This window comes from Actinacidiphila epipremni, assembly GCF_012034175.1.
In the GTDB taxonomy this organism is placed as follows: domain Bacteria; phylum Actinomycetota; class Actinomycetes; order Streptomycetales; family Streptomycetaceae; genus Actinacidiphila; species Actinacidiphila epipremni.
Map to the genome: position 1 here is coordinate 403,251 of NZ_JAATEJ010000001.1, position 24,435 is coordinate 427,685.

Annotated in this window: 20 protein-coding genes; 14 read left to right on the plus strand and 6 right to left on the minus strand. The window is 74.1% G+C overall.

Translation table 11 applies throughout. The annotated features are described in order from the left end of the window. Window positions 1-100: 100 nt before the first annotated feature. The gene (locus HCN08_RS01595) at window positions 101-1,126 is read left to right on the plus strand and encodes a polysaccharide deacetylase family protein (protein WP_167980967.1); all 1,026 of its coding nucleotides are present in this window, start codon (window positions 101-103) and stop codon (window positions 1,124-1,126) included. Between the two features lie 59 nt (window positions 1,127-1,185). Here the strand turns inward: HCN08_RS01595 and HCN08_RS01600 are convergent, their stop codons facing one another. After that, window positions 1,186-1,428 carry a hypothetical protein gene (locus tag HCN08_RS01600; RefSeq protein WP_167980968.1) on the minus strand — a complete coding sequence of 81 codons (243 nt, stop codon included), beginning with the start codon at window positions 1,426-1,428 and terminating at the stop codon, window positions 1,186-1,188. A gap of 119 nt (window positions 1,429-1,547) precedes the next feature. Here HCN08_RS01600 and holA point away from each other — a divergent pair, with 119 nt between their 5' ends. Beyond that, window positions 1,548-2,534, plus strand: a complete 987-nt coding sequence (gene holA, locus HCN08_RS01605) for a DNA polymerase III subunit delta (RefSeq protein WP_167980969.1) — start codon at window positions 1,548-1,550, stop codon at window positions 2,532-2,534. A gap of 55 nt (window positions 2,535-2,589) precedes the next feature. On the opposite strand, the gene HCN08_RS01610 is transcribed toward holA, so the two are convergent. Continuing rightward, window positions 2,590-3,441, minus strand: a complete 852-nt coding sequence (locus HCN08_RS01610) for a hypothetical protein (protein ID WP_206318185.1) — start codon at window positions 3,439-3,441, stop codon at window positions 2,590-2,592. A gap of 226 nt (window positions 3,442-3,667) precedes the next feature. Beyond that, on the minus strand, window positions 3,668-3,934 hold the full coding sequence (rpsT, locus tag HCN08_RS34960; RefSeq protein WP_167980970.1) for a 30S ribosomal protein S20: 267 nt from the start codon (window positions 3,932-3,934) through the stop codon (window positions 3,668-3,670). Between the two features lie 269 nt (window positions 3,935-4,203). Here rpsT and lepA point away from each other — a divergent pair, with 269 nt between their 5' ends. From lepA to hemW, 4 genes are all read left to right on the plus strand, one after another. After that, entirely contained in the window at window positions 4,204-6,081 is a 1,878-nt protein-coding gene (gene lepA / locus HCN08_RS01620; protein ID WP_167980971.1) for a translation elongation factor 4, read from the plus strand. A gap of 194 nt (window positions 6,082-6,275) precedes the next feature. Beyond that, window positions 6,276-8,162 carry an AMP-dependent synthetase/ligase gene (locus HCN08_RS01625; protein ID WP_167980972.1) on the plus strand — a complete coding sequence of 629 codons (1,887 nt, stop codon included), beginning with the start codon at window positions 6,276-6,278 and terminating at the stop codon, window positions 8,160-8,162. 159 nt (window positions 8,163-8,321) lie between these two features. Continuing rightward, window positions 8,322-10,598, plus strand: coding sequence for a SpoIIE family protein phosphatase (locus HCN08_RS01630; protein WP_167980973.1), 2,277 nt, complete (start codon window positions 8,322-8,324; stop codon window positions 10,596-10,598). A gap of 40 nt (window positions 10,599-10,638) precedes the next feature. Continuing rightward, window positions 10,639-11,871, plus strand: coding sequence for a radical SAM family heme chaperone HemW (hemW, locus tag HCN08_RS01635; protein ID WP_167980974.1), 1,233 nt, complete (start codon window positions 10,639-10,641; stop codon window positions 11,869-11,871). Between the two features lie 30 nt (window positions 11,872-11,901). Here the strand turns inward: hemW and HCN08_RS01640 are convergent, their stop codons facing one another. Together HCN08_RS01640 and HCN08_RS01645 are read right to left on the minus strand one after the other, a co-directional pair. Next, window positions 11,902-12,732: a DUF3097 domain-containing protein gene (locus HCN08_RS01640; protein WP_167980975.1), complete on the minus strand. Its 831-nt coding sequence runs from the start codon at window positions 12,730-12,732 to the stop codon at window positions 11,902-11,904. 153 nt (window positions 12,733-12,885) lie between these two features. Continuing rightward, on the minus strand, window positions 12,886-13,557 hold the full coding sequence (locus HCN08_RS01645) for an MBL fold metallo-hydrolase (protein ID WP_167981234.1): 672 nt from the start codon (window positions 13,555-13,557) through the stop codon (window positions 12,886-12,888). Between the two features lie 252 nt (window positions 13,558-13,809). On the opposite strand from HCN08_RS01645, the gene hrcA reads away from it, so the two are divergent. From hrcA to HCN08_RS01685, 8 genes are all read left to right on the plus strand, one after another. After that, on the plus strand, window positions 13,810-14,826 hold the full coding sequence (gene hrcA, locus HCN08_RS01650) for a heat-inducible transcriptional repressor HrcA (RefSeq protein WP_167980976.1): 1,017 nt from the start codon (window positions 13,810-13,812) through the stop codon (window positions 14,824-14,826). Then, complete coding sequence (gene dnaJ / locus HCN08_RS01655) at window positions 14,827-15,960, plus strand: molecular chaperone DnaJ (RefSeq protein ID WP_167980977.1); 1,134 nt, start codon at window positions 14,827-14,829, stop codon at window positions 15,958-15,960. It abuts the gene before it with no gap. A gap of 557 nt (window positions 15,961-16,517) precedes the next feature. Next, window positions 16,518-17,579 (plus strand): nitronate monooxygenase, encoded by a 1,062-nt coding sequence (locus HCN08_RS34965; protein WP_167980978.1) that lies wholly within the window; start codon window positions 16,518-16,520, stop codon window positions 17,577-17,579. Continuing rightward, a complete protein-coding gene (locus HCN08_RS34970) occupies window positions 17,576-18,319 on the plus strand; it encodes a 16S rRNA (uracil(1498)-N(3))-methyltransferase (RefSeq protein WP_167980979.1) in 744 nt (247 codons plus the stop codon). Before HCN08_RS34965 ends, HCN08_RS34970 begins: the two co-directional genes overlap by 4 nt. Window positions 18,320-18,454: 135 nt before the next feature. Beyond that, on the plus strand, window positions 18,455-18,814 hold the full coding sequence (locus tag HCN08_RS01670) for a hypothetical protein (RefSeq protein ID WP_167980980.1): 360 nt from the start codon (window positions 18,455-18,457) through the stop codon (window positions 18,812-18,814). A gap of 19 nt (window positions 18,815-18,833) precedes the next feature. Continuing rightward, a complete protein-coding gene (locus tag HCN08_RS01675) occupies window positions 18,834-22,145 on the plus strand; it encodes a S41 family peptidase (RefSeq protein ID WP_322974169.1) in 3,312 nt (1,103 codons plus the stop codon). Window positions 22,146-22,248: 103 nt separating this feature from the next. After that, entirely contained in the window at window positions 22,249-22,605 is a 357-nt protein-coding gene (locus HCN08_RS01680; protein ID WP_167980981.1) for a histidine triad nucleotide-binding protein, read from the plus strand. Window positions 22,606-22,628: 23 nt separating this feature from the next. Continuing rightward, window positions 22,629-23,534 carry a ribonuclease Z gene (locus HCN08_RS01685; RefSeq protein ID WP_167980982.1) on the plus strand — a complete coding sequence of 302 codons (906 nt, stop codon included), beginning with the start codon at window positions 22,629-22,631 and terminating at the stop codon, window positions 23,532-23,534. Window positions 23,535-23,570: 36 nt separating this feature from the next. On the opposite strand, the gene HCN08_RS01690 is transcribed toward HCN08_RS01685, so the two are convergent. Next, complete coding sequence (locus tag HCN08_RS01690) at window positions 23,571-24,353, minus strand: HAD family acid phosphatase (RefSeq protein ID WP_167980983.1); 783 nt, start codon at window positions 24,351-24,353, stop codon at window positions 23,571-23,573. Window positions 24,354-24,435 lie beyond the last annotated feature (82 nt).

Sequence of the window (24,435 nt, forward strand, 5' to 3'; positions counted from 1 at the left end):
ACGTACGACCGGCCGGCGCGGCCCCGGCCGACGCAGGGCCGGTGACGCACCACCCCCTCACCCGACGGCGGTCCGCCGCCCCGCAAGAGGAGATCCCCCCATGTCCAGGAATCCCCGTACGGTCCGTACGCTCGTCGCCGGCCTCGCCGTCGCCGGGCTGGCGGTCACCGGCGTCGTGACCTCCACCGTCAACCCGACACCGTCGCAGGCGGCCACCTGCAACGGCTATGTCGGCCTCACCTTCGACGACGGCCCCTCGAACGACCACACGCAGGCCGTGCTCAACGCGCTCAAGCAGAACGGCCTGCGTGCCACGATGTTCAACGAGGGCCAGTACGCGGCGGCGTACCCGTCCCAGGTGGCGGCGGAGATCGCCGCCGGCATGTGGGTGGGCAACCACAGCTACACCCACCCGCATCTGGTCCAGGAGAGCCAGGCGCAGATCGACTCCGAGGTCGGCCGCACCCAGCAGGCGATCGCCGCGGCCGGCGGCGGTACGCCGAAGCTCTTCCGGCCCCCGTACGGGGAGACCAACTCCACGCTCCAGGCGGTCGAGGCGAAGTACGGCCTCACCCAGGTCATCTGGGACGTGGACTCGCAGGACTGGAACGGCGCGAGCGTCGACGCGATCGTGGCGGCCAACGCCCGGCTCACCAACGGCCAGGTCATCCTCATGCACGAGTGGCCCGCCAACACCCTCCAGGCGATCCCGCGGATCGCCCAGGGCCTGGCGAGCCGCGGCCTGTGCGCCGGCATGATCTCGCCGCAGACCGGCCGGGCGGTCGCCCCCACCGGGGGCGGCACCAGCGGCGGTACGTCGGCCGGTGGCACGAACGGCGGTACGTCCGGCGGTACGGGCGGCGGCTGCACGGCGACGCTGTCCGCGGGCACGGCCTGGTCGGACCGCTACAACCTCAACGTGGCGGTCAGCGGCTCCAGCAACTGGACCGTGACGATGAACGTGCCCGCGCCCGAGAAGATCATGTCCACCTGGAACATCACCGCGAGCTACCCCAACGCCCAGACGCTCGTCGCCAAGCCCAACGGCAACGGCAACAACTGGGGCGTGACCGTGCAGAAGAACGGCTCCACCACCTGGCCCACGGTCTCCTGCTCCGCCGGCTGACCGTCAGGTCCCCCCACCCGCGGGGCCCCGCGCGCACGACCCGGCGCCGGGCCCCGCGGTCATTCCACCCAGCCGTCGTACGGCACGACCAGCGAGTCCAGCGCGCCCCGGTCGATCCGGCAGTGCGGGTCCTCGACCACCACCAGCCACTGCGCGTCCTCGGCGTCGTCCTCACCCGCGAGCGCGTCCCGGACCAGCTGCGGCTCCGCGGCCAGCGCGAAGCGCCCGGGCAGCTCGGCGGCGACCTCCTCGGCGCTGTCGCGGTCCGGGAGCACGAGGATGTGGCGTACTGCTGCGGTCATCCGCCCATTGTGCCGCCCCCGCAAGCCCCGCACCCGCCGCCCCGTACCGGCCCGCCCCCCGCAAGCCCCCGCAAGCCCCGCGCCCGCGATGTCCGAGCGGCGTGCGATGCTGGTCCGCGATGGCCAGGAAGACCGCATCCGACGACGTGCTCGCCCCCCTCACCCTCGCCGTGGGCCAGGAGGACCTGCTGCTCGACCGCGCCGTGCGCGAGGTCGTGGCGGCGGCCCGCGCCGCCGACGCCGACACCGACGTACGGGACCTGCCGCCCGAGGCGCTGCAGCCCGGCACACTTGCCGAGCTGACCAGCCCCTCCCTCTTCGCCGAGCGCAAGGTCGTCGTCGTCCGCAACGCGCAGGACCTGTCGGCCGACACCGTCAAAGAGGTCAAGGCGTATCTGACCGCGCCGGCCGAGGAGATCACGCTCGTGCTGCTGCACGCCGGCGGCGCCAAGGGCAAGGCGCTGCTGGACGCGGCCCGCAAGGCCGGCGCGCGCGAGGTGGCGTGCCCGAAGATGACCAAGCCGGCCGACCGGCTGGCCTTCGTACGCGGTGAGTTCCGCACGCTCGGCCGGTCCGCGACGCCCGAGGCGGCGCAGGCCCTCGTCGACGCGCTGGGCGGTGACCTGCGCGAGCTCGCCAGCGCGTGCGCCCAGCTCGTCGCCGACACCGAGGGCACGGTGGACGTGAACGTCGTCGGGCGGTACTACACCGGCCGCGCCGAGGCCACCGGCTTCGAGGTCGCCGACCTCGCGGTGACCGGACGGGCGGCCGAGGCGCTGGAGCGGCTGCGCTGGGCGCTCGCGGTGGGGCAGCCCGCCCCGGGCATCACCTTCGCGCTGGCCTCGGGCGTCCGGGCGATCGGCAAGCTCGCCTCCGCCCCGCGCGGCGCCAACCCCGGCCAGCTCGCCCGGGACCTCGGCATGCCGCCGTGGAAGATCGACCGGGTGCGGCAGCAGATGCGCGGCTGGAGCGCCGACGGCGTCTCGGCCGCGCTCCAGGCGGTCGCCGAGGCCGACGCGGCCGTCAAGGGCGGCGGCGCGGACCCGGCGTACGCGCTGGAGAAGGCCGTCGTCACCATCGCCCGCGCCTCCCGCTCCCGCGGCTGAGGCAGCCGCCGGCACCCGGCGCGGTCAGCGGGGCCACTCCAGCCGCGGCCCGCGGCTACTTCAGCTTCGGCAGCGTCGCCTTCGTGGCCGCCTCGACCCACCCGGTGGCCTTGTCCAGCGACGGGAAGTTGTCCTCGCTCTCGGCCGTGGAGGCATAGCCGTTCCAGGTCAGGGAGTACGTCATCCAGCCGTCCCGCACCGCGAGCGTCACCTCGCGGCTGCCGCCCGTCGCGCTCGTCGTGCTGTCCTGCGTGATCAGATACGCCTCGTCGCCGTAGCCGTCCATCGGCGTGACGTCGTACTTCTCCGTCGGCTCCGTCCCGCGGTCCGCGAAGCTCTTCCACTGGTCGGCGAACTCCGGCCCGGGGTCGCTCCTGCGGTGCAGGTCGGCCTGCACGGACACATAGGCGTAGGAGTAGCCCGAGGAGGACGAGTCGTCGTCATCGTCCTTGTCCAGGCTCTCGCTGCAGTACATCTGCGCCAGCGAGGCCCGGTCGCTCAGATACGAGGTCGGGTGCTCGTCGGGCTTGGGGTACTCGTCCTTGAAGGCGCTCAGGTCCGCGGTGTCGCACAGCTTCTTGTGCACGGTGTAGCCGCGCAGGTCGGCCTTGGCGGAGTCCTTGCCGAACAGCACGACCCCGCCGCCCCACAGCGCCGAGGCCACGGCCGCGCCGACCGCCGCCCACAGCACCGCCCTGCCCACCGCACCGGTCCCGGTCCCGCCCGGCGTCCCGCCCGGCTGCGCGGGTATCTGCTGCACCCCGTAGTAGCCGGGCTGCTGCGGCGGGCCGTATCCCGGGGCGCTCTGGGCGTACGGGTTGTACTGCGGCGGGACGGCTCCGCCCGGCTGCTGGGGGTTCTGGTACGGCGAGGGGCCCGGCTGCCCAGGCGGAGGGGGCGTCGACATACAGTGAGGATATCGACACCCTCGGACACCCGGGGCCGGGCCCGTGAATCGCAGGATGTGTGCGCCGCGTGCACGTGGCGAACGTACGTGTACGGCGCCGGGTCGTGGCGGTGCGGGTCCGGGCGGTAGAGGGGCCGCTGGTTCCGGTTGTCCGCGGTGCGTGGGACCCGAGGGTGATCAGCCCTGGAAGGAGCCGGCAGGAGCTGGCAAGCGCCGGCCGGAGGGGTCAGCCCTGGAGCGAGGCGACCGACTGCGCGATGGCCGACTTCTTGTTGGCGGCCTGGTTCTTGTGGATGACGCCCTTGCTGGCGGCCTTGTCGAGCTTCTTGGCGGCGAGCCTCGCGGCGGCCTGGGCCTTCTCGCTGTCACCGGCCGCGACGGCCTCGCGGGTGCGGCGGATGGCCGTCTTGAGCTCGGACTTGACCGCCTTGTTGCGCTGGCGCGCCTTCTCGTTGGTCTTGTTGCGCTTGATCTGGGACTTGATGTTCGCCACGAAAGAGCCTTCTCAGGTTCGTCATTCACACATACCGAAAGGTCGGCGCCCCGGGCCCGGCGGTGGGCGACCACAAGGGGCCGACCGGCGGGGACGCGAGACGCAGCGGCCCAGATTACCAGCAGCGCGGGCCCGCTCCCAAACCGTCCCCGGGCCGCCGCTCATGGGACTATGGAGTCTGCGTATCGACCCGACCGCGACCCGACCGTGATCCACCCGCGGTCCTCCCTGTGACCCGACCCGCGATCAGACCAGAAAATGGACCCTGCGTGCCCGCGACCCCTTCTTCCGTGCCGGCCCACGTGCCGGAGCCGAGCCGTACCGACCCGGCGCTGATCCGCAACTTCTGCATCATCGCGCACATCGACCACGGCAAGTCGACGCTCGCCGACCGGATGCTCCAGCTGACCGGGGTCGTCGACGCGCGGCAGATGCGTGCCCAGTACCTCGACCGGATGGACATCGAGCGCGAGCGCGGCATCACGATCAAGTCGCAGGCCGTCCGGCTGCCCTGGCAGCCCACCGACGGCGCCTCGGGCACCCACATCCTCAACATGATCGACACCCCGGGCCATGTCGACTTCACCTACGAGGTGTCCCGGTCGCTGGCCGCCTGCGAGGGCACGATCCTGCTGGTGGACGCCGCCCAGGGCATCGAGGCGCAGACGCTGGCGAATCTGTACCTGGCGATGGAGAACGACCTGGCCATCATCCCGGTGCTCAACAAGATCGACCTGCCGGCCGCGCAGCCGGAGAAGTTCGCCGAGGAGCTGGCCAACCTGGTCGGCTGCGACCCGGACGACGTGCTGCGGGTCTCGGCGAAGACCGGTGTCGGGGTGGACGCGCTGCTGGACCGGGTGGTGCGGGACGTGCCCGCGCCGGTCGGCGTCGCCGACGCGCCCGCCCGCGCGATGATCTTCGACTCGGTCTACGACTCCTACCGCGGTGTGGTCACCTACGTCCGGGTGATCGACGGCCAGCTCAACCGGCGCGAGCGGATCCGGATGATGTCCACCGGCGCCACCCACGAGCTGCTGGAGATCGGCACCAACTCGCCCGAGATGCTGCCCGCCGACGGGCTCGGCGTCGGCGAGGTGGGTTATCTGATCACCGGCGTGAAGGACGTCCGGCAGTCCAAGGTCGGTGACACGATCACCAGCCAGAACGCCGGCGCCACCGAGGCGCTGGGCGGCTACAAGGACCCCAAGCCGATGGTGTTCTCCGGGCTGTACCCGCTGGACGGCTCGGACTACCCGGAGCTGCGCGAGGCGCTGGACAAGCTCCAGCTCAACGACGCGGCGCTGGTCTACGAGCCCGAGACGTCCGCGGCCCTCGGCTTCGGCTTCCGGGTCGGCTTCCTCGGCCTGCTGCACCTGGACGTGATCCGCGAGCGGCTGGAGCGCGAGTTCGGCCTCGACCTGATCGCGACCGCGCCCAACGTGGTCTACCGGGTGGTGATGGAGGACGGCACCGAGCATGTCGTCACCAACCCGAGTGAATTCCCCGAGGGCAAGATCGCCGAGGTCCACGAGCCGGTCGTACGCGCCACCGTGCTCGCCCCGACCGAGTTCATCGGCGCGATCATGGAGCTGTGCCAGAACCGGCGCGGCACCCTGCTGGGCATGGACTACCTGTCCGAGGACCGGGTCGAGATCCGCTACACCCTCCCGCTCGCCGAGATCGTCTTCGACTTCTTCGACAACCTCAAGTCCAAGACCCGCGGCTACGCCTCGCTGGACTACGAGCCCACCGGCGAGCAGTCCGCCGACCTGGTCAAGGTCGACATCCTGCTGCACGGCGACAAGGTCGACGCGTTCTCCGCGATCACCCACAAGGAGAAGGCGTACGCCTACGGGGTGCGGCTGGTGGCGAAGCTGCGCGAGCTGATCCCGCGGCAGAACTTCGAGGTGCCGATCCAGGCCGCCATCGGCGCCCGGGTGATCGCCCGCGAAACGGTGCGCGCCATCCGCAAGGACGTCCTCGCCAAGTGCTACGGCGGCGACATCTCCCGCAAGCGCAAGCTGCTGGAGAAGCAGAAGGAGGGCAAGAAGCGGATGAAGATGGTCGGCAGCGTGGAGGTCCCGCAGGAGGCGTTCATCGCGGTGCTGTCCACCGACTCCGACGGCGACTCCAAGGCGAAGAAGTAGACGTCCACGGCGAAGACGTAATCATGGAGTGACCGAGCGGAACGGCAGGGACGCGGCGGCAGCCGCCGCGAGGGGGCCGACGGCCCGATGCGCTGGGCTTTCCCCCTTACGCACCGGGCGTCGGCCCTCTACTCTGATCCGACCGGATAGGTTACTGGTGAGTTAAGAAAGCCCGCGCGTGCCCGGAGGTTGCGGTGACCGACACACAGACGTTGCTTGAGACCAGGCCGCCCTCCGTGGCGACCCTCTTCCTGGAGCGGGTCGCGGCAACCCCCGACGCCGAGGCGTACCGCTACCCCGTACCGCCGCAGAGCGGCGAGGGACCTGACGGCTGGAAGTCGCTCACCTGGGCGGACGCCGCCCGCCGGGTGCACGCGATCGCGGCCGGCCTGATTGACCTGGGCGTACGCCCCGAGGAGCGGGTCGCGATCGCCGCGAACACCTCGGTGGAGTGGATCCTGGCCGACCTCGGTGTGCTGTGCGCGGGCGCGGCGACCACGACCGTCTACCCCAGCACCAACGCCGAGGAGACCGCCTTCATCCTCGCCGACTCCGGCAGCCGGGTGCTGATCGCCGAGAACGCCGCGCAGCTGGACAAGGCGCTGGAGCGGCGGGCCGAGCTGCCCGAGCTCGCGCATGTCGTCGTCATCGACGCCGAGGACGCCCTCGACGAGTCCGGCGACGGCTGGATCCTGTCGCTCACCGAGCTGGAGAAGCGCGGCGACGCCTATCTGGCGCAGCACCCGGCCGCCGTCACCGACGCGGTCGCCGCGCTCACCAAGGACCAGCTCGCCACCCTGATCTACACCTCCGGCACCACCGGCAAGCCCAAGGGCGTACGCCTCCCGCATGACTGCTGGTCGTACATGGCGCGTGCGATCCAGGCCATCGACCTGCTCGAACCCGAGGACGTGCAGTACCTGTGGCTGCCGCTCGCGCACGTCTTCGGCAAGGTGCTGACCGCCGGGCAGATCGCGGTCGGGCACATCACCGCGGTCGACGGCCGGGTCGACAAGATCATCGAGAACCTGCCGGTCGTGCAGCCCACCTACATGGCGGCCGTGCCGCGGATCTTCGAGAAGGTCTACAACGGCGTCGCGGCGAAGGCCCGTGCGGGCGGCGCGGCGAAATACCGGATCTTCCAGTGGGCCGCGGACGTCGCCCGCGAATACGCCAAGGCCACCCAGAACAGCATGCGGCTCACCGGCGTGCCCTCCGCGCCGCTGGGCCTGCGCGCCCAGCACGCGCTCGCCGACAAGCTCGTCTACGGCAAGCTCCGTGAGGCGTTCGGCGGCCGGCTGCGCGCGTGCGTGTCCGGCTCGGCCGCGCTCGCCCCGGAGATCGGCTACTTCTTCGCCGGCGCCGGCATCCACATCCTGGAGGGCTACGGCCTCACCGAGTCCAGCGCCGCGAGCTTCGTCAACCCCGGCGAGAACTACCGCACCGGCACGGTCGGCAAGGCGCTGCCCGGCCTGGAGGTGCGCATCGCCGAGGAGGACGGCGAGGTGCTGCTGCGCGGGCCCGGCATCATGCAGGGCTACCACGGGCTGCCGGACAAGACCGCGGAGGTGCTGGAGCCGGACGGGTGGTTCCACACCGGTGACATCGGCGAGCTGTCGCCGGACGGCTTCCTGAAGATCACCGACCGCAAGAAGGACCTCATCAAGTCCTCCAACGGCAAGTACATCGCGCCGGCCGAGGTCGAGGGCCGCTTCAAGGCGGTGTGCCCGTTCGTGAGCAATGTGCTCGTCCTCGGCGGCGGGCGCAGCTTCTGCACGGCGCTGATCGCGCTCGACGAGCCGTCGATCCTGGACTGGGCCGCCGAGCACGGCCTGGCCGGCCGGCCGTACGGGGAGGTCGTCGCGAGCGAGGAGGTCCGTGTGCTGATGGACGGCTTCGTGGCGCGGCTCAACGAGGGGCTCCAGCGCTGGGAGCAGATCCGGCGGTTCCGCGTCCTTCCGCGCGACCTCGACGTCGAGCACGGCGACCTCACCCCGAGCCTGAAGCTCAAGCGGCCCGTCGTGGAGCGCGAGTTCGCTCCGCTCATCGACCAGATGTACGCGGGTTCGCGCGAGGCGTGAGTCCGCTCCCGCCTCGCGCGGGGCGGGTGATGATACGGGGGCGGGCGGTCTCCCGGAGCGGTTTGCGGGCAGGACGCCCGGACGGGGGCGTACGGCTGCGTCCGCGCCAGTGGGGCGTGGCAGGGTGAGGGCCGGTTGCCGTGCGCTGAGGAGCCGCCCGTGGGGCTGTTGCAGGGATGCCGTGAGGACGCGGTGTCCGAGGTCGTGGCGCGGACGAGTCTGTCCGGGGATCAGAAGGCGGCCGGTGCCGCCCGGCGGTTCCTGCGGGACGCGCTCGCCCGGTGGGAGGCGGCCGGGCTGCCCGCCGGCGTCCGCTTCGGCGACCGGCTGCTGGACGACGGCACGCTGCTGGTGAGCGAGCTGGTCACGAACGCCGTCGTGCACGCCGGCACCGACGTGGAGCTGGAGTGCCGGCTTGAGGCGTTACCGGCCCCGCCCGGCGTGGTGATCGAGGTCGGCGACCGGCACCCCGCGCGGGTGCTGCGGGACGACACGCAGGAGCCGGCGGACACCCGCGAGGGCGGCCGGGGCCTGCACCTGGTGGCGGCACTCTCCGACGCCTGGGGCATCAGCTACCGGCGCGACCGCAAGACCGTCTGGTGCCGCCTCGACCTCGCCCCCGCCGAGGACCCGGCCGACGCCCGGGACGGCGCCGCGGCACCGCCCGCCGACCTGCTCGCCCCCGTCCCGCCGCCCGCCCCGCCGCGCGGCGACCAGGACTGGACGGGCGGCGCCGCCCTGACCTTCCTCGCCGGCACCTCCGACCTGCTCGCCGGCCGCCTCGACGAGCCCGGCGTCGCCGCGCTGGCCACGCAGCTCCTCGTCCCGCGGATCGCCGACTGGTGCGCGCTGTGGACGTACGCACGCGGCTCCGCCCCCCGCCTCGCCGCCGTCTGGCACGCCGAGGAGCAACACCTCGACGCCTTGCGCTCCGCGCTGACCCCCTGCCCCCCACCCCCCGCCCCGACCCCCATCGCCCGCCCCTGGCCGTACCCGGACGCCACAGCCGCGCTTTCCCGCCCCCGGACCCCGGGCGCGGGTGACCGCGACGAGGGGGGTGGGCGTGGATCGGACCGCCCGGAGGGTCCGGCGGCGGGCTCAGCAGGGGGCTCAGACGCGGACCCGGGCCGCGACGAGGGGGGTGGGCGTGGATCGGACCGCCCGGAGGGCCTGGCGGCGGACCCGGTCGCGGCTCAGGGCGCGGACCCGCGCGGGGACTTAGCCGTGGACCCGGACCGGGTCTCGGACCAGGCCCCGGAATCGGGCGTGGGCCCGAGCGTGGACCTGGACCGGGTTGCGGGCCCGCGCGTGGGCGAGGCCGCGGAGCCGGACTCGGACCAGGGCGCAAACCCGGGCGTGGACCCGGGAGCGGGCGTGGGTTCGGGCGCGGACCAGGCCCCGGACTCGGGCGTGGGCTCGGGTGGGGGCGCGGGCCAGGCCCCGGGCCGGGGCGTGGGTTCGGGAGCTGGGTCGGGCGCTGCTCTTGGGCGATTCATCGGTGGTGGGGCTTTCGCCGTGCCGCTTGTCGTCGGGGGGAGGTGTCTGGGGACGCTGCTGGTGGGGCGGGTCGCGGGGCCGGTGATGGGGGACGGGCTCACCGGGCTCGTGGAGGACTTCGCCCGGCGGGTCGCGCTCGCGCTCGGCACGGCCCGGCAGTACGCGCGGCAGGCGGCGCTCGCCGCCGTCCTGCACCGCGGCCTGGTGCCGGCCGCCGCCGGCGCCGTCCCCGGCATCGACCACGCCGTCGTCCGGGAGCCGCCGGCCGGCGGACGGGTGGGCGGCGACTCCTGCGGCCTCCTCTACGACCTCTTCCCGGCCGGCGACGGCCGCTGGTGCTTCGCCCTCGGCGGCGTGTACGGCGACGGTCCCGAGGGCGCCCCGCTTGCCGGCCTCGTCCGCCCGGTGCTGCGGCTGCTGGCCCGCGAGGGCCTCGGCGTCCCCGGCGTCCTGGGCCGACTCGACGAGGCCCTCGCCGCCGAGACGCCCACCCCGGATTCCGGCCGGGCCCCCGGCCTCGCCCTGCTCTACGGCGAGATCACCCCGTACGTCCCCGGGCGCGGCGCCCGCTGCACCCTCGCCTCGGCCGGCCACCCCGCGCCGCTGCTGCTCAGCGGCACGTCCGGCCTGGTCACCGCGGCGGCCACGGCGCAACCACCGCTCGGGACGGCGGACCCGGCGCGCTACGCCGGCGAGTCCTTCGACCTCCGCCCGGGCGACACCCTGCTGTGCGCCACCGGGGGCGCCGCCAGCCGGCACCGGCCCGACGATGACGGCGGCGGCGACGGCGGCCTCGCGGCGCTCCTGCGCGGCTGTACGGGCCTGCCCGCGGCGGACATCGCCCGGCGCGTCCTGCACGCCGCCCCCGCCCCCGCCAACGCCCCCGCGCAAGCGCCGCCCGGCGGCGACCTCGCCGTCCTGGTCCTGCGGGCCCGCTGAGGGGCCCTGAGCACCGGCGGGCGTGCCGGATACTGGGGGGATGCCCTCCGTACTGCCCGACGGCGAACCCGTGCCCCAGGACGGCGCCCTGCCGGCGCAGGCGCTGGCCGGCGGCGCGGACCGGCCGCTCGGCTTCTACCTGCACGTGCCCTACTGCGCCACCCGCTGCGGCTACTGCGACTTCAACACCTACACCGCGAGCGAACTGCGCGGCTCCGGCGGCGCCCTCGCCTCCCGGGAGAATTACGCCGACGTCCTCATCGACGAGGTCCGCCTCGCCCGCAAGGTCCTCGGCGACGACCCGCGGCAGGTCGCGACGGTCTTCGTCGGCGGCGGCACCCCGACGCTGCTGCCCGCCGCCGACCTCGTCCGCATGCTCGGCGCGATCCGCGACGACTTCGGCCTCGCGCCCGGCGCCGAGATCACCACCGAGGCGAACCCGGAGTCCGTGGACCCGGCGTATCTGGCGGAGCTGCGCGAGGGCGGCTTCACCCGGATGTCCTTCGGCATGCAGTCCGCCCGGCAGCACGTCCTGAAGGTCCTGGACCGCACCCACACCCCCGGCCGCCCCGAGGCGTGCGTCGCCGAGGCCCGCGCCGCCGGCTTCGACCACGTCAACCTCGACCTGATCTACGGCACGCCCGGCGAGTCCGACGACGACTGGCGCGCCTCCCTGGACGCCGCGATCACCGCCGGGCCCGACCACGTCTCGGCGTACGCGCTGATCGTCGAGGAGGGTACGCGGCTGGCCCGGCAGATACGCCGCGGCGAGGTGCCCATGACCGACGACGACGAGCACGCCGACCGCTACCTCATCGCCGACGAGCGGCTGGCCGCCGCCGGCTACTCCTGGTACGAGGTCTCCAACTGGGCCACCACCGAGGCTGCCCGCTGCCGGCACAACGAGCTGTACTGGACCGGCGCCGACTGGTGGGGCGCCGGGCCCGGCGCGCACAGCCACGTCGGGGGAGTGCGCTGGTGGAACGCCAAGCACCCCGGCGCGTACGCCCAGGCGCTTGCCGAGTCCCGCACGCCCGGGGTGGGCCGCGAGGTGCTGACGGCCGAGGACCGCAGGGTCGAGCGGATCCTGCTGGAGCTGCGGCTGGCCGCGGGCTGCCCGCTGGACCTGCTCACGCCGGCCGGCGCCGCAGCCGCCGCCCGCGCGGTCGGCGCCGGCCTGCTGGAGCCCGGCCCGCACGCCGCCGGGCGCGCGGTGCTGACGCTGCGCGGCCGGCTGCTGGCCGACGCGGTCGTCCGGGACCTCACGGACTGAGCGGGCGCCGCGCACCCGGCCCCGTACGCCCTACGCCTCCGGGACGGTCACGAAGTCGATCAGGTGCTCCACCGCGCCCAGCAGCTCGGGCCGCAGGTCCTTGTAGGAGTGCACCGACGCCAGGATCCGCTGCCATGCCTCGCCGGTGGTCATGTCCCAGCCGAGCGCCCGGCACACTCCGGTCTTCCAGTCCTGCCCGCGCGGCACCCGCGGCCAGTCCGCGATACCGACCGAGGACGGCTTGACCGCCTCCCACACGTCGACGAACGGGTGGCCGACGACCAGCACGTCCGCGCCGGTCACCGACGCGGCGATCCGGGACTCCTTCGAGCCCGGCACCAGGTGGTCGACCAGCACGCCGAGCCGGGCGTCCGGCGCCGGGCCGAACGCCTCGACCACGGCGGGCAGGTCGTCGACGCCCTCCAGGAACTCCACGGCCACCCCCTCGACCCGCAGGTCGTGCCCCCACACCCGCTCGACCAGCTCCGCGTCGTGCGCGCCCTCGACGTAGATCCGCCCGGCCCGCGCGACCCGCGCCTTCGCGCCCCGCACGGCGATCGACCCGGACGCCGACAGCAGCGGCCCGCGCGGCGCGGGCGCGGCCTGCGGGCGTACGAGGGTGACCGGGCGGCCGTCGAGCAGGAAGCCGGCCGGCGTCATCGGGAAGACCCGGTGCTTGCCGAACCGGTCCTCCAGCGTGACCGTCAGCCCTTCCGCGGTCTTCTCGCAGCGCACCACCGCCCCGCAGAAGCCGGTCCCGGCCTCCTCCACCACGAGGTCCGCCTCCGCGGCCACCTCGGGCACGGCGGCCGGTTTCTTCCACGGAGGCGTGAGATCGCCGTCGTACGTCCTGCTGCGCATGCCGCCGATCGTAGCCAGCCCCCGCGCCCGCCCGGCGGCGAACCGCCCGCCCGCATCGCCCGGGACCGTCGCCCGGCCCGCCAGCCCCGCCCGTATCCGCACGGCCCGCGGGCGCCGCTGCCCGCCCCGCGGGCGCCGCAGAGGGGCTCGCGCTCAGTCGCCCGTCGCGAACCGCTCCGCCAGCGCGTCCCGCTGGGCCCGCAGGAAGCGCGCGTCCACCACGGAGCCGTGCCCCGGCACATAGCGGCCGGTCTCGCCGCCCAGCGCCAGCAGCGCGTCCAGCGTGGCCGGCCAGTCGTCGCGCACCGCGTCCTCGCCGGCCTGCGGCTCGCCGGACTCCTCGACCAGGTCGCCGCAGAAGACCACCGTGGGGTCGCTCGCGGTCGCGCCCGGCACCACCACGACCAGGTCGTGCCCGGTGTGCCCGGCGCCCGGGTGCACCAGGCGCACCTCGCGCTCGCCGAGGTCCAGGGCCGTCTCCTCGGTCACCTCGCGCGTGGGGAGCACCAACGCGCCGGCCGCCGCCGCGGCCTCCTCCCGGTCCGTCTCCAGCAGGATCGCGGTCTTGCGCAGCCCGTCCCGCTCGGCGCGCAGCCGCTCACCGAGCCCGGCGTGCCCGAAGACCTCCGCGCCGGGGAAGGCGGCCGTACCGAAGACGTGGTCGAAGTGCCCGTGCGTGAGCACGACATGCGTGACCGCCCGCCCGGTGAGCGCCTCGACCTGCTCGCGCAGCTCCGCGCCCTCGCGCAGCGTCGACCCGGTGTCGACCAGCAGCACGCCGTCCGCGCCGACCACCAGGCCGATGGTCACATTGAGATAGGGCATCCTGCGCCGGGCGACCCCGGGAGCCAGCTGCTCCCAGACGGAACCGCCCGTACCCGGATCCTCCGCGCTCTCCACAGATTCCACGGGGGTGACGGTATCGCCGCCGCGGGCCCGCCCGCCGCCACCTCACCGCACCGGTGCGCCGCGCACCCTTGCCGAGCCCTTGGCGCCTCGCCTTACACTTGCTCAGGGGAAACTGGCACTCGAAACCGCGGAGTGCCAGGCAGCGAACGACACGGCTGGAGGTGCGCGATGCTGAGCGAACGCAGACTCGAGGTCCTGCGCGCCATCGTCCAGGACTACGTCGGCACCGAGGAGCCGGTCGGTTCCAAGGCGCTCACCGAGCGCCACCACCTGGGCGTCTCCCCGGCCACCGTACGCAACGACATGGCGGTGCTGGAGGACGAGGGCTACATCGCCCAGCCGCACACCAGCGCCGGCCGTATCCCCACCGACAAGGGGTATCGGCTGTTCGTCGACAAGATGGCCGGCGTCAAGCCGCTGTCGGCCGCCGAGCGGCGGGCGATCCAGAACTTCCTCGAAGGCGCCGTCGACCTCGACGACGTCGTGGCCAGGACCGTACGGCTGCTGGCGCAGCTCACCCGGCAGGTCGCCGTCGTGCAGTACCCGTCGCTGACCCGCTCCTCGGTGCGGCACGTCGAACTGCTCTCGCTCGCGCCCGCCCGGCTGATGCTGGTGCTCATCACCGACACCGGCCGCGTCGAGCAGCGGCTCATCGACTGCCCGGCGCCCGTCACCGAGACGGTGCTCGCCGACCTGCGCGCCCGGCTCAACGCCCGGGTCGTCGGCCGGCGCTTCGCCGACGTGCCGCCGCTGGTCCAGGACCTGCCGGAGAGCTTCGAGGCCGACGACCGCCCCGCGGTCGCCGCGGTGCTCTCCACCCTGCTGGAAACCCTCGTCGAACGCCCCGAGGAGCGCATCATGCTGGGCGGCGCGGCGAACCTCACCCGGTTCAACCACGACTTCCCGCTCACGATCAGACCCGTGCTGGAAGCGCTGGAGGAGCAGATGGTGCTCCTGAAGCTGCTCGGCGAGGCCACCGACTCCGCGATGACCGTGCGGATCGGGCATGAGAATTTTCACGAGGGCCTCAATTCCACCTCGGTGGTGGCCGTCGGTTACGGTTCCGGCGACGAGGCAGTCGCCAAACTCGGCGTGGTCGGACCGACCCGCATGGACTACCCCGGAACGATGGGAGCGGTACGCGCAGTGGCACGTTACGTCGGACAGATCCTGGCGGAGTCGTAAGTGGCCACGGACTACTACGCCGTGCTCGGCGTACGCCGCGACGCAGGGCCGGACGAGATCAAGAAGGCCTTCCGCCGGCTCGCCCGTGAGCTGCACCCTGACGTCAACCCCGACCCGAAGACGCAGGAGCGGTTCAAGGAGATCAACGCCGCGTACGAGGTGCTCTCCGACCCGCAGAAGAAGCAGGTCTACGACCTCGGGGGCGATCCGCTGTCCGCGGCCGGCGGTGGCGCGGGGGGCGGCTTCGGCGGCGGCTTCGGGAACTTCAGCGACATCATGGACGCCTTCTTCGGGCAGTCCTCGCAGCGCGGACCGCGCTCGCGCACCCGGCGCGGGCAGGACGCGATGATCCGGCTGGAGATCGACCTGGAGGAGGCGGCGTTCGGCACGACCAAGGACATCCAGGTCGACACCGCGGTCACCTGCGGGACCTGCAACGGGGAGGGGGCCGCGCCCGGCACCTCCGCGCAGACCTGCGACATGTGCCGCGGGCGCGGTGAGGTCTCGCAGGTCACCCGGTCCTTCCTCGGCCAGGTCATGACGTCGCGGCCGTGCCCGCAGTGCCAGGGCTTCGGCACGGTCGTGCCCACGCCCTGCCCGGAGTGCGCCGGCGACGGCCGGGTCCGCTCGCGCCGCACGCTCACCGTCAAGATCCCGGCGGGCGTCGACAACGGCACGCGCATCCAGCTCGCCGGCGAGGGCGAGGTGGGCCCCGGCGGGGGCCCGGCCGGCGACCTCTACGTCGAGATCCGGGAGACCCCGCACCCGGTGTTCCAGCGCCGCGGCGACGACCTGCACTGCACGGTCACCATCCCGATGACCGCGGCGGCGCTCGGCACGAAGTGCCCGCTGGAGACGCTGGACGGCCTGGAGGAGATCGACATCCGCCCCGGCACGCAGTCGGGCCAGTCCATCCCCCTCCACCAGCGCGGCATCACCCACCTGCGCGGCGGAGGCCGCGGCGACCTCGTCGTCCACGTCGAGGTCCTGACCCCCACGAAGCTCGACCCCGACCAGGAGGACCTCCTCCGCCGCCTCGCCAAAGCCCGCGGCGAAGAACGCCCTACGGGCCAGTTCGCCCCGGGCCAACAGGGCCTCTTCTCCCGCCTGAAGGACGCTTTTAACGGCCGCTGAGCGCGCCCACTCTCCCCGCCGGCACGTTGCGGCTGCGCCGCGGGGTGCTTTTTCGGGGGCGCGGGGCTGTGTTTGCTGTGCGGCTGGCGCCGCGTGGGCGCGACCGGCGGGGGTCTGCGTCTGCGCCGGACGCCGGCAAACCAGGGGCGCGGGGAACTGCGCTCCCCCAGAGCTTCGCCTGGGAGGTACCCCCAGCCATATGCGGCCCGCAGGTCGTCACCGACCCAAAGGGGCTGTTCGGTTCGGTCCGGACCACCGGCCGGTGGGTGGCTGAGCGCGCAGTTCCTCGCGCCCCTGGTGGTTGGCGTCCGGCGCTGGGTGAGCCCAGCCCGGCGGGGGCTGCGGCTTGCGCCGCGGGGCAGCACACCAGGGGCGCGGGGAACTGCGCGACCAGCCAGGAACCGGCGTGCACGTCGCCACCGTCCCAAAGGGGCTGTTCGGTTCGGTCCGGACCACCGGCCGGTGGCCGGTTGCGCGCGCAGTTCCTCGCGCCCCTGGGGGGTGCCGTCCGGCGGGAGCCGTAACCCCGGGGTTCGGGGGCGCATAGGGTAGGCGTTATGTCAGGCGCGAGTTTGCCGAGCTATTCGGCGTATCCGGTCGTGCAGGCGCCCATGGCGGGCGGCGGGTCCAATCCGCGGTTGGTGACGGCCGTGGGGGCGGCGGGGGGCTTCGGGTTCCTGGCGGCGGGGTACAAGACGCCGGAGGCGATGTACGAGGAGATCCGGCAGACCAGGGACCAGAGCAACAAGCCCTTCGGGGTGAACCTGTTCATGCCGCAGCCGCAGGCCACGGACCCCTCCGCCGTGGCGGTGTACGCCGAGCAGCTCGCCGGCGAAGCCGCCTGGTACGGGACCGCCCTCGGCGACCCGGACGCCGGCACGGACGACGCGTACGAAGCGAAGGTCGCGATCCTCCTGGAGGACCCCGTCCCGATGGTGAGCTTCACCTTCGGCGTCCCCACCCCCAAGGTCCTGGAGGCCTTCCGCAAGGCGGGCACGTACACCGTCGTGACGGCCACCACCGCCGCCGAGGCCCTGGCCGCCGAGTGGGCCGGCGCGGACGCCGTGTGCGTGCAGGGCATGGAGGCCGGCGGCCACCAGGGCACGCACCGCGACGACCCGCTCCTGGACGGCGCCGGCAGCGGCCTGCTCGCCCTGCTCCCGCAGGTCCGCGAGGCCGTGCGCCTGCCCCTGATCGCCGCCGGCGGGCTGATGCGCGGCGGCCAGGTCGCCGCCGTCCTCGCGGCGGGCGCCAGCGCCGCCCAGCTCGGCACCGCCTTCCTGCCGTGCCCGGAGTCCGCCGCGCACCCCCTGCACAAGCAGGCCCTGACCGACCCGGTCTACACCCGCACCGAGTTGACAAGAGCGTTCTCCGGCCGCCCCGCCCGTACCCTGGTCAACCGCTTCGTCCGCGAGCACGGCCGCTACGCCCCGCCCGGCTACCCGCAGATCCACCACCTGACCGCCCCCCTGCGCAAGGCCGCGGCCGACGGCGGCGACCCGCAGGCGATGTCGCTGTGGGCCGGGCAGGGGCACCGGCTGGCCCGCGAGGCGTCCGCCGGGCGCCTGGTGGAGCTGCTGGTCGAGGAGATGCAGGCGGCCCGGGAGGCGGTGGCGTGACCGCCCCGGTCTTCCTGGTCAAGCCCCAAGCCCTCGACGGCGAGCCGAAGCAGCTCACCCTCGACGGCCCCGAGGGCCGGCACGCGGTGTCGGTCCGCCGGCTGCAACCCGGCGAGGAGGTCGTCCTCACCGACGGCGCCGGCCGCGGCGCGTACGGCGTCGTCACCGCGGCCCGCGGCAAGGACGAGCTGGACGTCGAGGTGCGCGAGCTGCGCGCCGAGCCGGAGCCGGCCCCGCGGATCACCGTCGTGCAGGCCCTGCCGAAGGGCGACCGCGGCGAGCTGGCCGTCGAGACGATGACGGAGGCCGGCGTGGACGCGGTCGTCCCGTGGGCGGCGAGCCGCTGCGTGACGCAGTGGCGTGCCGAGCGCGGCGCGAAGTCGCTGGCCAAGTGGCGGGCGACGGCCCGCGAGGCCGCCAAGCAGGCCCGCCGGCTGCGCTTCCCCGACGTCGCCGGGCAGCTGACGACCCGCCAGGTCGCCGAGCTCCTCGCCGCCGCCGACTTCGCGGGCGTCCTGCACGAGGAGAGCGCCGCCCCGCTCGCGACCGCCCCGCTCCCCGCCGCCGGCTCCGTCGTCCTGGTGGTCGGCCCCGAAGGCGGCGTCGCCCCCGACGAGTTGGCCGCCTTCGCCGCGGCCGGCGCACCCGCGTACCGGCTCGGCCCCACCGTCCTGCGCACCTCCACCGCGGGCGTCGCCGCGGCCTCCCTGCTGCTGGCCCGCACCGGCCGCTGGTCCTGAACGACCCGCGCCGGAAGACGCCCCTTACCTCACCCCTACGGGTCCCCGTAAGGGTGCGAATCGGTCGTGTGGGGGATGGACCGGACGCACCGTGGGCAGGACCGTGGGTGTATGCAAAAGGCCAGGAAAATGTGGGTGGTTGCGGCACTGGCGGCCGGCGCCGCGGTGTCCGTCGCGGCGTGCGACCCGGACGACGGGCTCGGCAGCAGCGCGGTGTCGGTGACGACGGACCAGCTGGCCACGCACGCCCTCAAGCACGACGGCGTGCAGGTCCAGTGGCTCTCGTGCAGCGCGCAGACGAAGAGGACCAGCGCGTCCGTGGACTGCGTCGGCCGTACCGACGAGCAGCAGAAGATCTCCGTCAAGGGCGAGGTGACCAAGCAGATGGACGACCTGTGCGTGCGCGGCCGGCTCACGGCCACCGTCGGCTCCCGGCAGGTCTTCGCCGTCCAGGGCCTCGGGAACTGCGAGAACCGGACTGCTGCGCGGAGTTGATCGAAGTTAGGGTGTCCTGGTGACGCACCCGACACAGCAGCAGCCCGCGGCGGACCCCCGGCGGGAGCAGGCGCAGCCCTCGTACCTGCGGCACCCCCATCCGTACGGGGACGTGATCGCCTTCACCGCCGAGGACGACGTGTGGGTCGCCCCGCTGGACGGCGGCCGGGCCTGGCGGGTCAGCGCCGACAACATGCCGGTCGGGCGGCCCCGGATCGCCCCGGACGGCGCGAGCGTGGCGTGGACGTCCACCCGGGACGGCGCCCCCGAGGTGCATGTCGCCCCGCTGGCGGGCGGCCCGTCGCGCCGGCTCACGTACTGGGGCGACGCGCGTACCGCCGTGCGCACCTGGACGCCGCAGGGCGTGCCGGTCGCGACCTCCGGGCACGGCCAGGCGTCCGCCCGCCGCACCTGGGCGCGTACCGTCCCGCTGGACGGCGGCCCGGGCGAGCTGCTGCCGTACGGCCCGGCCGGCGACCTGGCGTACGGTCCCGGCGGCGCGGTGCTGCTGCTGTCGGTGACGATGGGCCGCGAGGCCGCGTACTGGAAGCGCTACCGCGGCGGCACGACCGGCAAGCTGTGGCTGGACGCGGACGGCAGCGGCGAGTTCACCCGGCTGCACGCGGACCTGGCCGGCAACATCGAGTGCCCGCTGTGGGTGGGCGGCCGGATCGCGTTCCTGTCCGACCACGAGGGCGTCGGCGCCCTCTACTCCAGCCTCCCGGACGGCACCGACCTGCGCCGGCACAGCGCCCCCGAGGGCTTCTACGCCCGCCAGGCCGGTACGGACGGCACCCGCGTCGCCTGGACGTCCGGCGGCCGGCTGCACCTCCTGGACGACCTGGACGGCGCCGAGCCGCGCCCCCTCGACATCGCCCTCGGCGGCCAGCGCGCCGACCTCCAGCCGCACCCCGTGCGGGCCGCCCACCACCTCGGCGACGCCCGCCCCGACCACACCGGCCGCGGCAGCGCGGTCGAGGTGCGCGGCACCACGCACTGGATCACCCACCGCGGCGGCCCCGCCCGCACGCTCGCCGCCGAGCCGGGGGTGCGCACCCGGCTGCCGCGGGTCTTCGCGCCCGGCGGCGCGGACGGCGAGCAGCACGTGGTGTGGGTCACCGACGCGGACGGCGAGGACGCCCTGGAGCTCGCCCCGGCCCTCGGCCTGGCGCCCGGCGCCGCCCCGCGGCGGCTCGCGGCCGGCCGGCTGGGCCGGGTGCTGGAGATGGAGGTCTCCCCGGACGGCCACCGGGTCGCCGTCGCCTCGCACGACGGGCGGGTGCTGCTGGTCGAGACGCAGACCGGCGAGGTCCGCGAGGTCGCCGTGAGCGACGCCGGCGACGCCACCGGGCTCACCTTCTCGCCGGACTCCGCGTGGCTGGCCTGGTCCGCGCCCGGGCCCGGCGACCTGCGGCAGCTCAAGCTCGCCGCGACCGCGGACCTCACCGTCGTGGACGCGACGCCCTTGCGCTTCAACGACTACGCGCCCGCCTTCACCGCCGACGGCCGCCATCTGGCGTTCCTGTCCGAGCGGGCCTTCGACCCGGTCTACGACGCCCACGTCTTCGACCTGGCCTTCACCAACGCCTGCCGCCCGTACCTGATCACGCTCGCCGCGACGACCCCCTCGCCGTTCGGCCCGCAGCGGCACGGCCGCCCGTACGAGGACGACGCCGAGCACGAGGGCGGCGCCGAGGACGACAAGACCCGCGACAAGAGCGGGGACGGCGACGGCAAGAGCGAGGGCCCGCGGGTGCCGGCGACCGCCGTGGACACCGTGGGGCTGGCCGACCGCATCGTGCCCTTCCCCGTCGAGGCCGGCCGCTACTCGGACCTGCGGGCCGCCAAGGGCGGGGTGCTGTGGCTGCGCCACCCGCTGGTCGGCGCCCTCGGCTCCGCGCTCGCCACACCCGAGGCGCAGCCGCCGGGCACGACGCTGGAGCGCTACGACCTGGTGCAGCTGCGGCTGGAGGAACTCGCCGACGAGGCCGACGACTTCGCCGTCAGCGGCGACGGCGCGAAGGTGCTGCTGCGGGTGGACGGGCGGCTGCGGGTCGTGCCGGCCGACAGCAAGGCCGACTCCGACGACGACTCCGGCAGCGCCGTCACCGTGGACCTGTCCCGTGTCCGCGTCACCGTGCGGCCCGCCGACGAGTGGCGGCAGATGTTCGCCGAGACCCACCGGCTGGCCCGCGACAACTTCTGGCGCGCCGACATGGGCGGCCTGGACTGGGACGGCGTCGCGGAGCGCTACCGCCCGCTGCTGGACCGGGTCGCGACCCACGACGACCTCGTGGACCTGCTGTGGGAGCTGCACGGCGAGCTCGGCACCTCGCACGCCTACGTCTCGCCGCCCGGCGGCTACCGCGACCCGCTGCACCGCCAGGGCCTGCTCGGCGCGGACCTGTCCCGTACCGAAGACGGCCGCTGGCGGGTGGAGCGGGTGCTGCCCGGCGAGTCCTCCGACCCGCACGCCCGCTCCCCGCTGTCCGCGCCGGGCGTGGCGGTACGCGCCGGCGACGTGCTGCTCGCGGTGGACGGCCGCCCGGTGGACCCGGTGGCCGGACCGGGCCCGCTGCTGGTCGGCACCGCGGGCCTGCCCGTGGAGCTGACGGTGACCGCCGGGTCGGGCGGTCCGGTACGGCATGTGGTGGCCGTCCCGATCGACGACGAGGAGCCGCTGCGCTACCACGACTGGGTCGCCGGCCGGCGCGCGCACGTCCACCGGGCGTCGGGCGGGCGGCTGGGCTATCTGCACGTGCCGGACATGGTCGGCAGCGGCTGGGCCCAGCTGCACCGGGACCTGCGCGTCGAGGTCGCCCGCGAGGGCCTGGTGGTGGACCTGCGGGAGAACCGCGGCGGCCACACGTCGCAGCTGGTCGTGGAGAAGCTGGCCCGGCGGATCGTCGGCTGGGACCTGCCGCGCGGCCGGCACCCCGTCAGCTACCCGCAGGACGCCCCGCGCGGCCCGGTGGTGGCCGTCGCCAACGAGTTCTCCGGCTCCGACGGCGACGTCGTCAACGCGGCGATCCGCGCGCTGGGCATCGGCCCGGTCGTCGGCGTCCGCACCTGGGGCGGCGTCATCGGCATCGACAACCGCTACCAGCTCGTCGACGGCACGGGCGTGACCCAGCCCAAATACGCCTTCTGGCTGGAGGGCCACGGCTGGGACGTCGAGAACCACGGCGTGGACCCGGACATCGAGGTCGTCCACACCCCGCAGCACTGGGCGGCGGGCGAGGACCCCCAACTCGACACGGCGATCGCCCTGGCCCTGCGCGCCCTGGAATCCACCCCGGCCAAGACCCCGCCGCCCCTGCCCCCGCTGTAGCCCGCCCGGCCGCTGCCCCGGCGCCGCGCCGCCCGGGGCCGGGAGCCGGGGGCCGGTACGATGCCGGAGCCCGTAGACACCCCTGGAGAAGGGAGCCCCGCGCATGGCGGGAGAGCCGCAGGACGACTGCCTGTTCTGCAAGATCGTCGCCGGGGACATCCCCGCGACGATCGTCCGTGAGACGCCCACCACGCTCGCCTTCCGGGACATCAACCCGCAGGCGCCCACCCATGTCCTGGTCATCCCGCGGGTGCACTACCCGGACGCCGCCTCGCTCGCGGCCGGCGACCCGGACGCGGTCGCGGACGTGCTGCGGGAGGCCGGCGAGGTCGCCGCGCAGGAGAAGGTGGACGGCACCGGCTACCGCGTCGTCTTCAACACCGGCCCCGGCGCCGGGCAGACCGTCTTCCACGCGCACGCGCATGTGCTCGGCGGGCGCGACCTCCAGCGCCTGGTCTGAGCCGGGGCGCCGGAAAGCCGCCCGTGTCCGCCCGCGAGCTCGTCGTCCTCGGCACCGCCAGCCAGGTGCCGACCCGGCAGCGCAACCACAACGGCTACGTGCTGCGCTGGGACGGCGAGGGCATCCTGTTCGACCCCGGCGAGGGCAGCCAGCGGCAGATGCTGCACGCCGGGGTCGCCGCGCACGACCTGACCCGGATCTGCGTCACCCACTTCCACGGCGACCACAGCCTGGGCCTGGCCGGCGTCATCCAGCGGATCAACCTCGACCGGGTGCCGCACGAGATCACCGCCCACTACCCGGCGAGCGGGCAGCCGTACTTCGAGCGGCTGCGCCACGCCACCTCCTACCGCGAGACGGCGCGGCTGCGCGAGGAGCCCGTCCGCGGCGACGGCGTCATCGCCGCGACCCCCGCCTTCACGCTGGAGGCCCGCCGCCTCTCGCACCCGGTGGATTCCTACGGCTACCGCCTCGTCGAGCCCGACGGCCGCCGCATGCTGCGCGCCCGGCTCGCCGAACTCGGCGTCACCGGGCCGGACATCGGCCGCCTGCAACGCGAGGGCTCGCTGCGCGGGATCACCCTCGACGAGGTGAGCGCGCCGCGCCGCGGCCAGCGCTTCGCCTTCGTCATGGACACCCGCATGTGCCCGGCCGTCCCCGAACTCGCCGCCGGCTGCGACCTGCTGGTGATCGAGTCCACCTTCCAGGACCAGGACGCCGCGCTCGCCGAGGAGTACGGGCACCTCACCGCGGGCCAGGCCGCGGCCGTCGCGCGCGACGCGGGCGTACGCCACCTGGTGCTCACGCACTTCTCGCAGCGCTACCCCGAGCCGGACGGCTTCGCCGAGCAGGCCCGCGCGGCCGGCTTCACCGGCGAGCTGACCGTCGCCGCCGACCTCACCCGGGTACCGGTGCCGCGCCGCGCCTGAGGCGGCGGCACGGCACCAGCGGGCCCGGGGCCCGTACTACGGCAGGAAGTACATCGGGTTGGGCAGCTTGAACGACTTGTCCGCGTGCCCGCCGGACAGGTCGCTGTACTGGTCGCCGAAGTTGCCGATGATGTCGTAGCCCAGCGACTCGATGTGCGCCCTGGTCCCGGACTTGTACTCGATCGTCGTGCAGGTCGCCCCGCACGCCAGGTACGCCGGCGGGTTCGCGGTGTTCTTCAGGTACAAGTGGGCGGTGTCCGGCGCCGACTTGTAGCCGACCGCGGTCAGGTTCCGTACGGTGTCGGCGCGTTGCGCCTCGGGCCGGCCGGTGATCCAGAAGACCGTGACGCCCTGGCTCGCGGCCCAGTTGGTCAGCGAGTCCATGCCGAAGACCGGCGGCATGTCCTTGGTGTCGAGATACGCCTGGTTGCTGGCCGGGGTGTAGTTGAAGCCCACCTCCAGCTCGTAGTTGTACGTCAGCACGCTGGTGTCGTCGACGTCGAGGACGATCGCCGGCTTCTTGCCGTGCCTGGCGTGCTTCAGGCCGTGCGCCAGGTCCTTCTTCGCCTTGGCCTCGATACCGGCCAGCTGGCGCGCGTAGGAGCTGTCCGCGGAGGCGTAGTGCTCGCCGCCCACGACCGTGTCGCCGTAGTAGGCCTTGATGTCGTTGACGACGTCGGTGAGGTTCGGGATCTCCTTGTCGCTGCGCGGCACGGAGTTGTCCGCGGTGGCGGCTCCGACGCCGTAGAACGTGGCGCCCAGGGTGGCCGCGGCGGCGGCGAGCGCCAGCGAACGGCGGGACGGACGGGCGAGGGGCATGGCGGTGCTCCTTCAACGCTGGTTGGTGCGGCGAAAGTTAGACCCCTCCGTCGACCCTGGTCAAGGAAGGTCTACGCGCGTA

Excerpts from the sequence above, each read along its gene's own strand:
- HCN08_RS01595 (WP_167980967.1), top strand. The coding sequence starts at position 101 with ATGTCCAGGAATCCCCGTACGGTCCGTACGCTCGTCGCCGGCCTCGCC.
- holA (WP_167980969.1), top strand. The coding sequence starts at position 1,548 with ATGGCCAGGAAGACCGCATCCGACGACGTGCTCGCCCCCCTCACCCTC.
- HCN08_RS01645 (WP_167981234.1), bottom strand. The coding sequence starts at position 13,557 with ATGCCCTATCTCAATGTGACCATCGGCCTGGTGGTCGGCGCGGACGGC.
- HCN08_RS34965 (WP_167980978.1), top strand. The coding sequence starts at position 16,518 with ATGTCAGGCGCGAGTTTGCCGAGCTATTCGGCGTATCCGGTCGTGCAG.
- hemW (WP_167980974.1), top strand. The coding sequence starts at position 10,639 with ATGCCCTCCGTACTGCCCGACGGCGAACCCGTGCCCCAGGACGGCGCC.
- HCN08_RS01600 (WP_167980968.1), bottom strand. The coding sequence starts at position 1,428 with ATGACCGCAGCAGTACGCCACATCCTCGTGCTCCCGGACCGCGACAGC.
- HCN08_RS01610 (WP_206318185.1), bottom strand. The coding sequence starts at position 3,441 with ATGTCGACGCCCCCTCCGCCTGGGCAGCCGGGCCCCTCGCCGTACCAG.
- HCN08_RS01690 (WP_167980983.1), bottom strand. The coding sequence starts at position 24,353 with ATGCCCCTCGCCCGTCCGTCCCGCCGTTCGCTGGCGCTCGCCGCCGCC.
- HCN08_RS01680 (WP_167980981.1), top strand. The coding sequence starts at position 22,249 with ATGGCGGGAGAGCCGCAGGACGACTGCCTGTTCTGCAAGATCGTCGCC.
- hrcA (WP_167980976.1), top strand. The coding sequence starts at position 13,810 with ATGCTGAGCGAACGCAGACTCGAGGTCCTGCGCGCCATCGTCCAGGAC.
- HCN08_RS01640 (WP_167980975.1), bottom strand. The coding sequence starts at position 12,732 with ATGCGCAGCAGGACGTACGACGGCGATCTCACGCCTCCGTGGAAGAAA.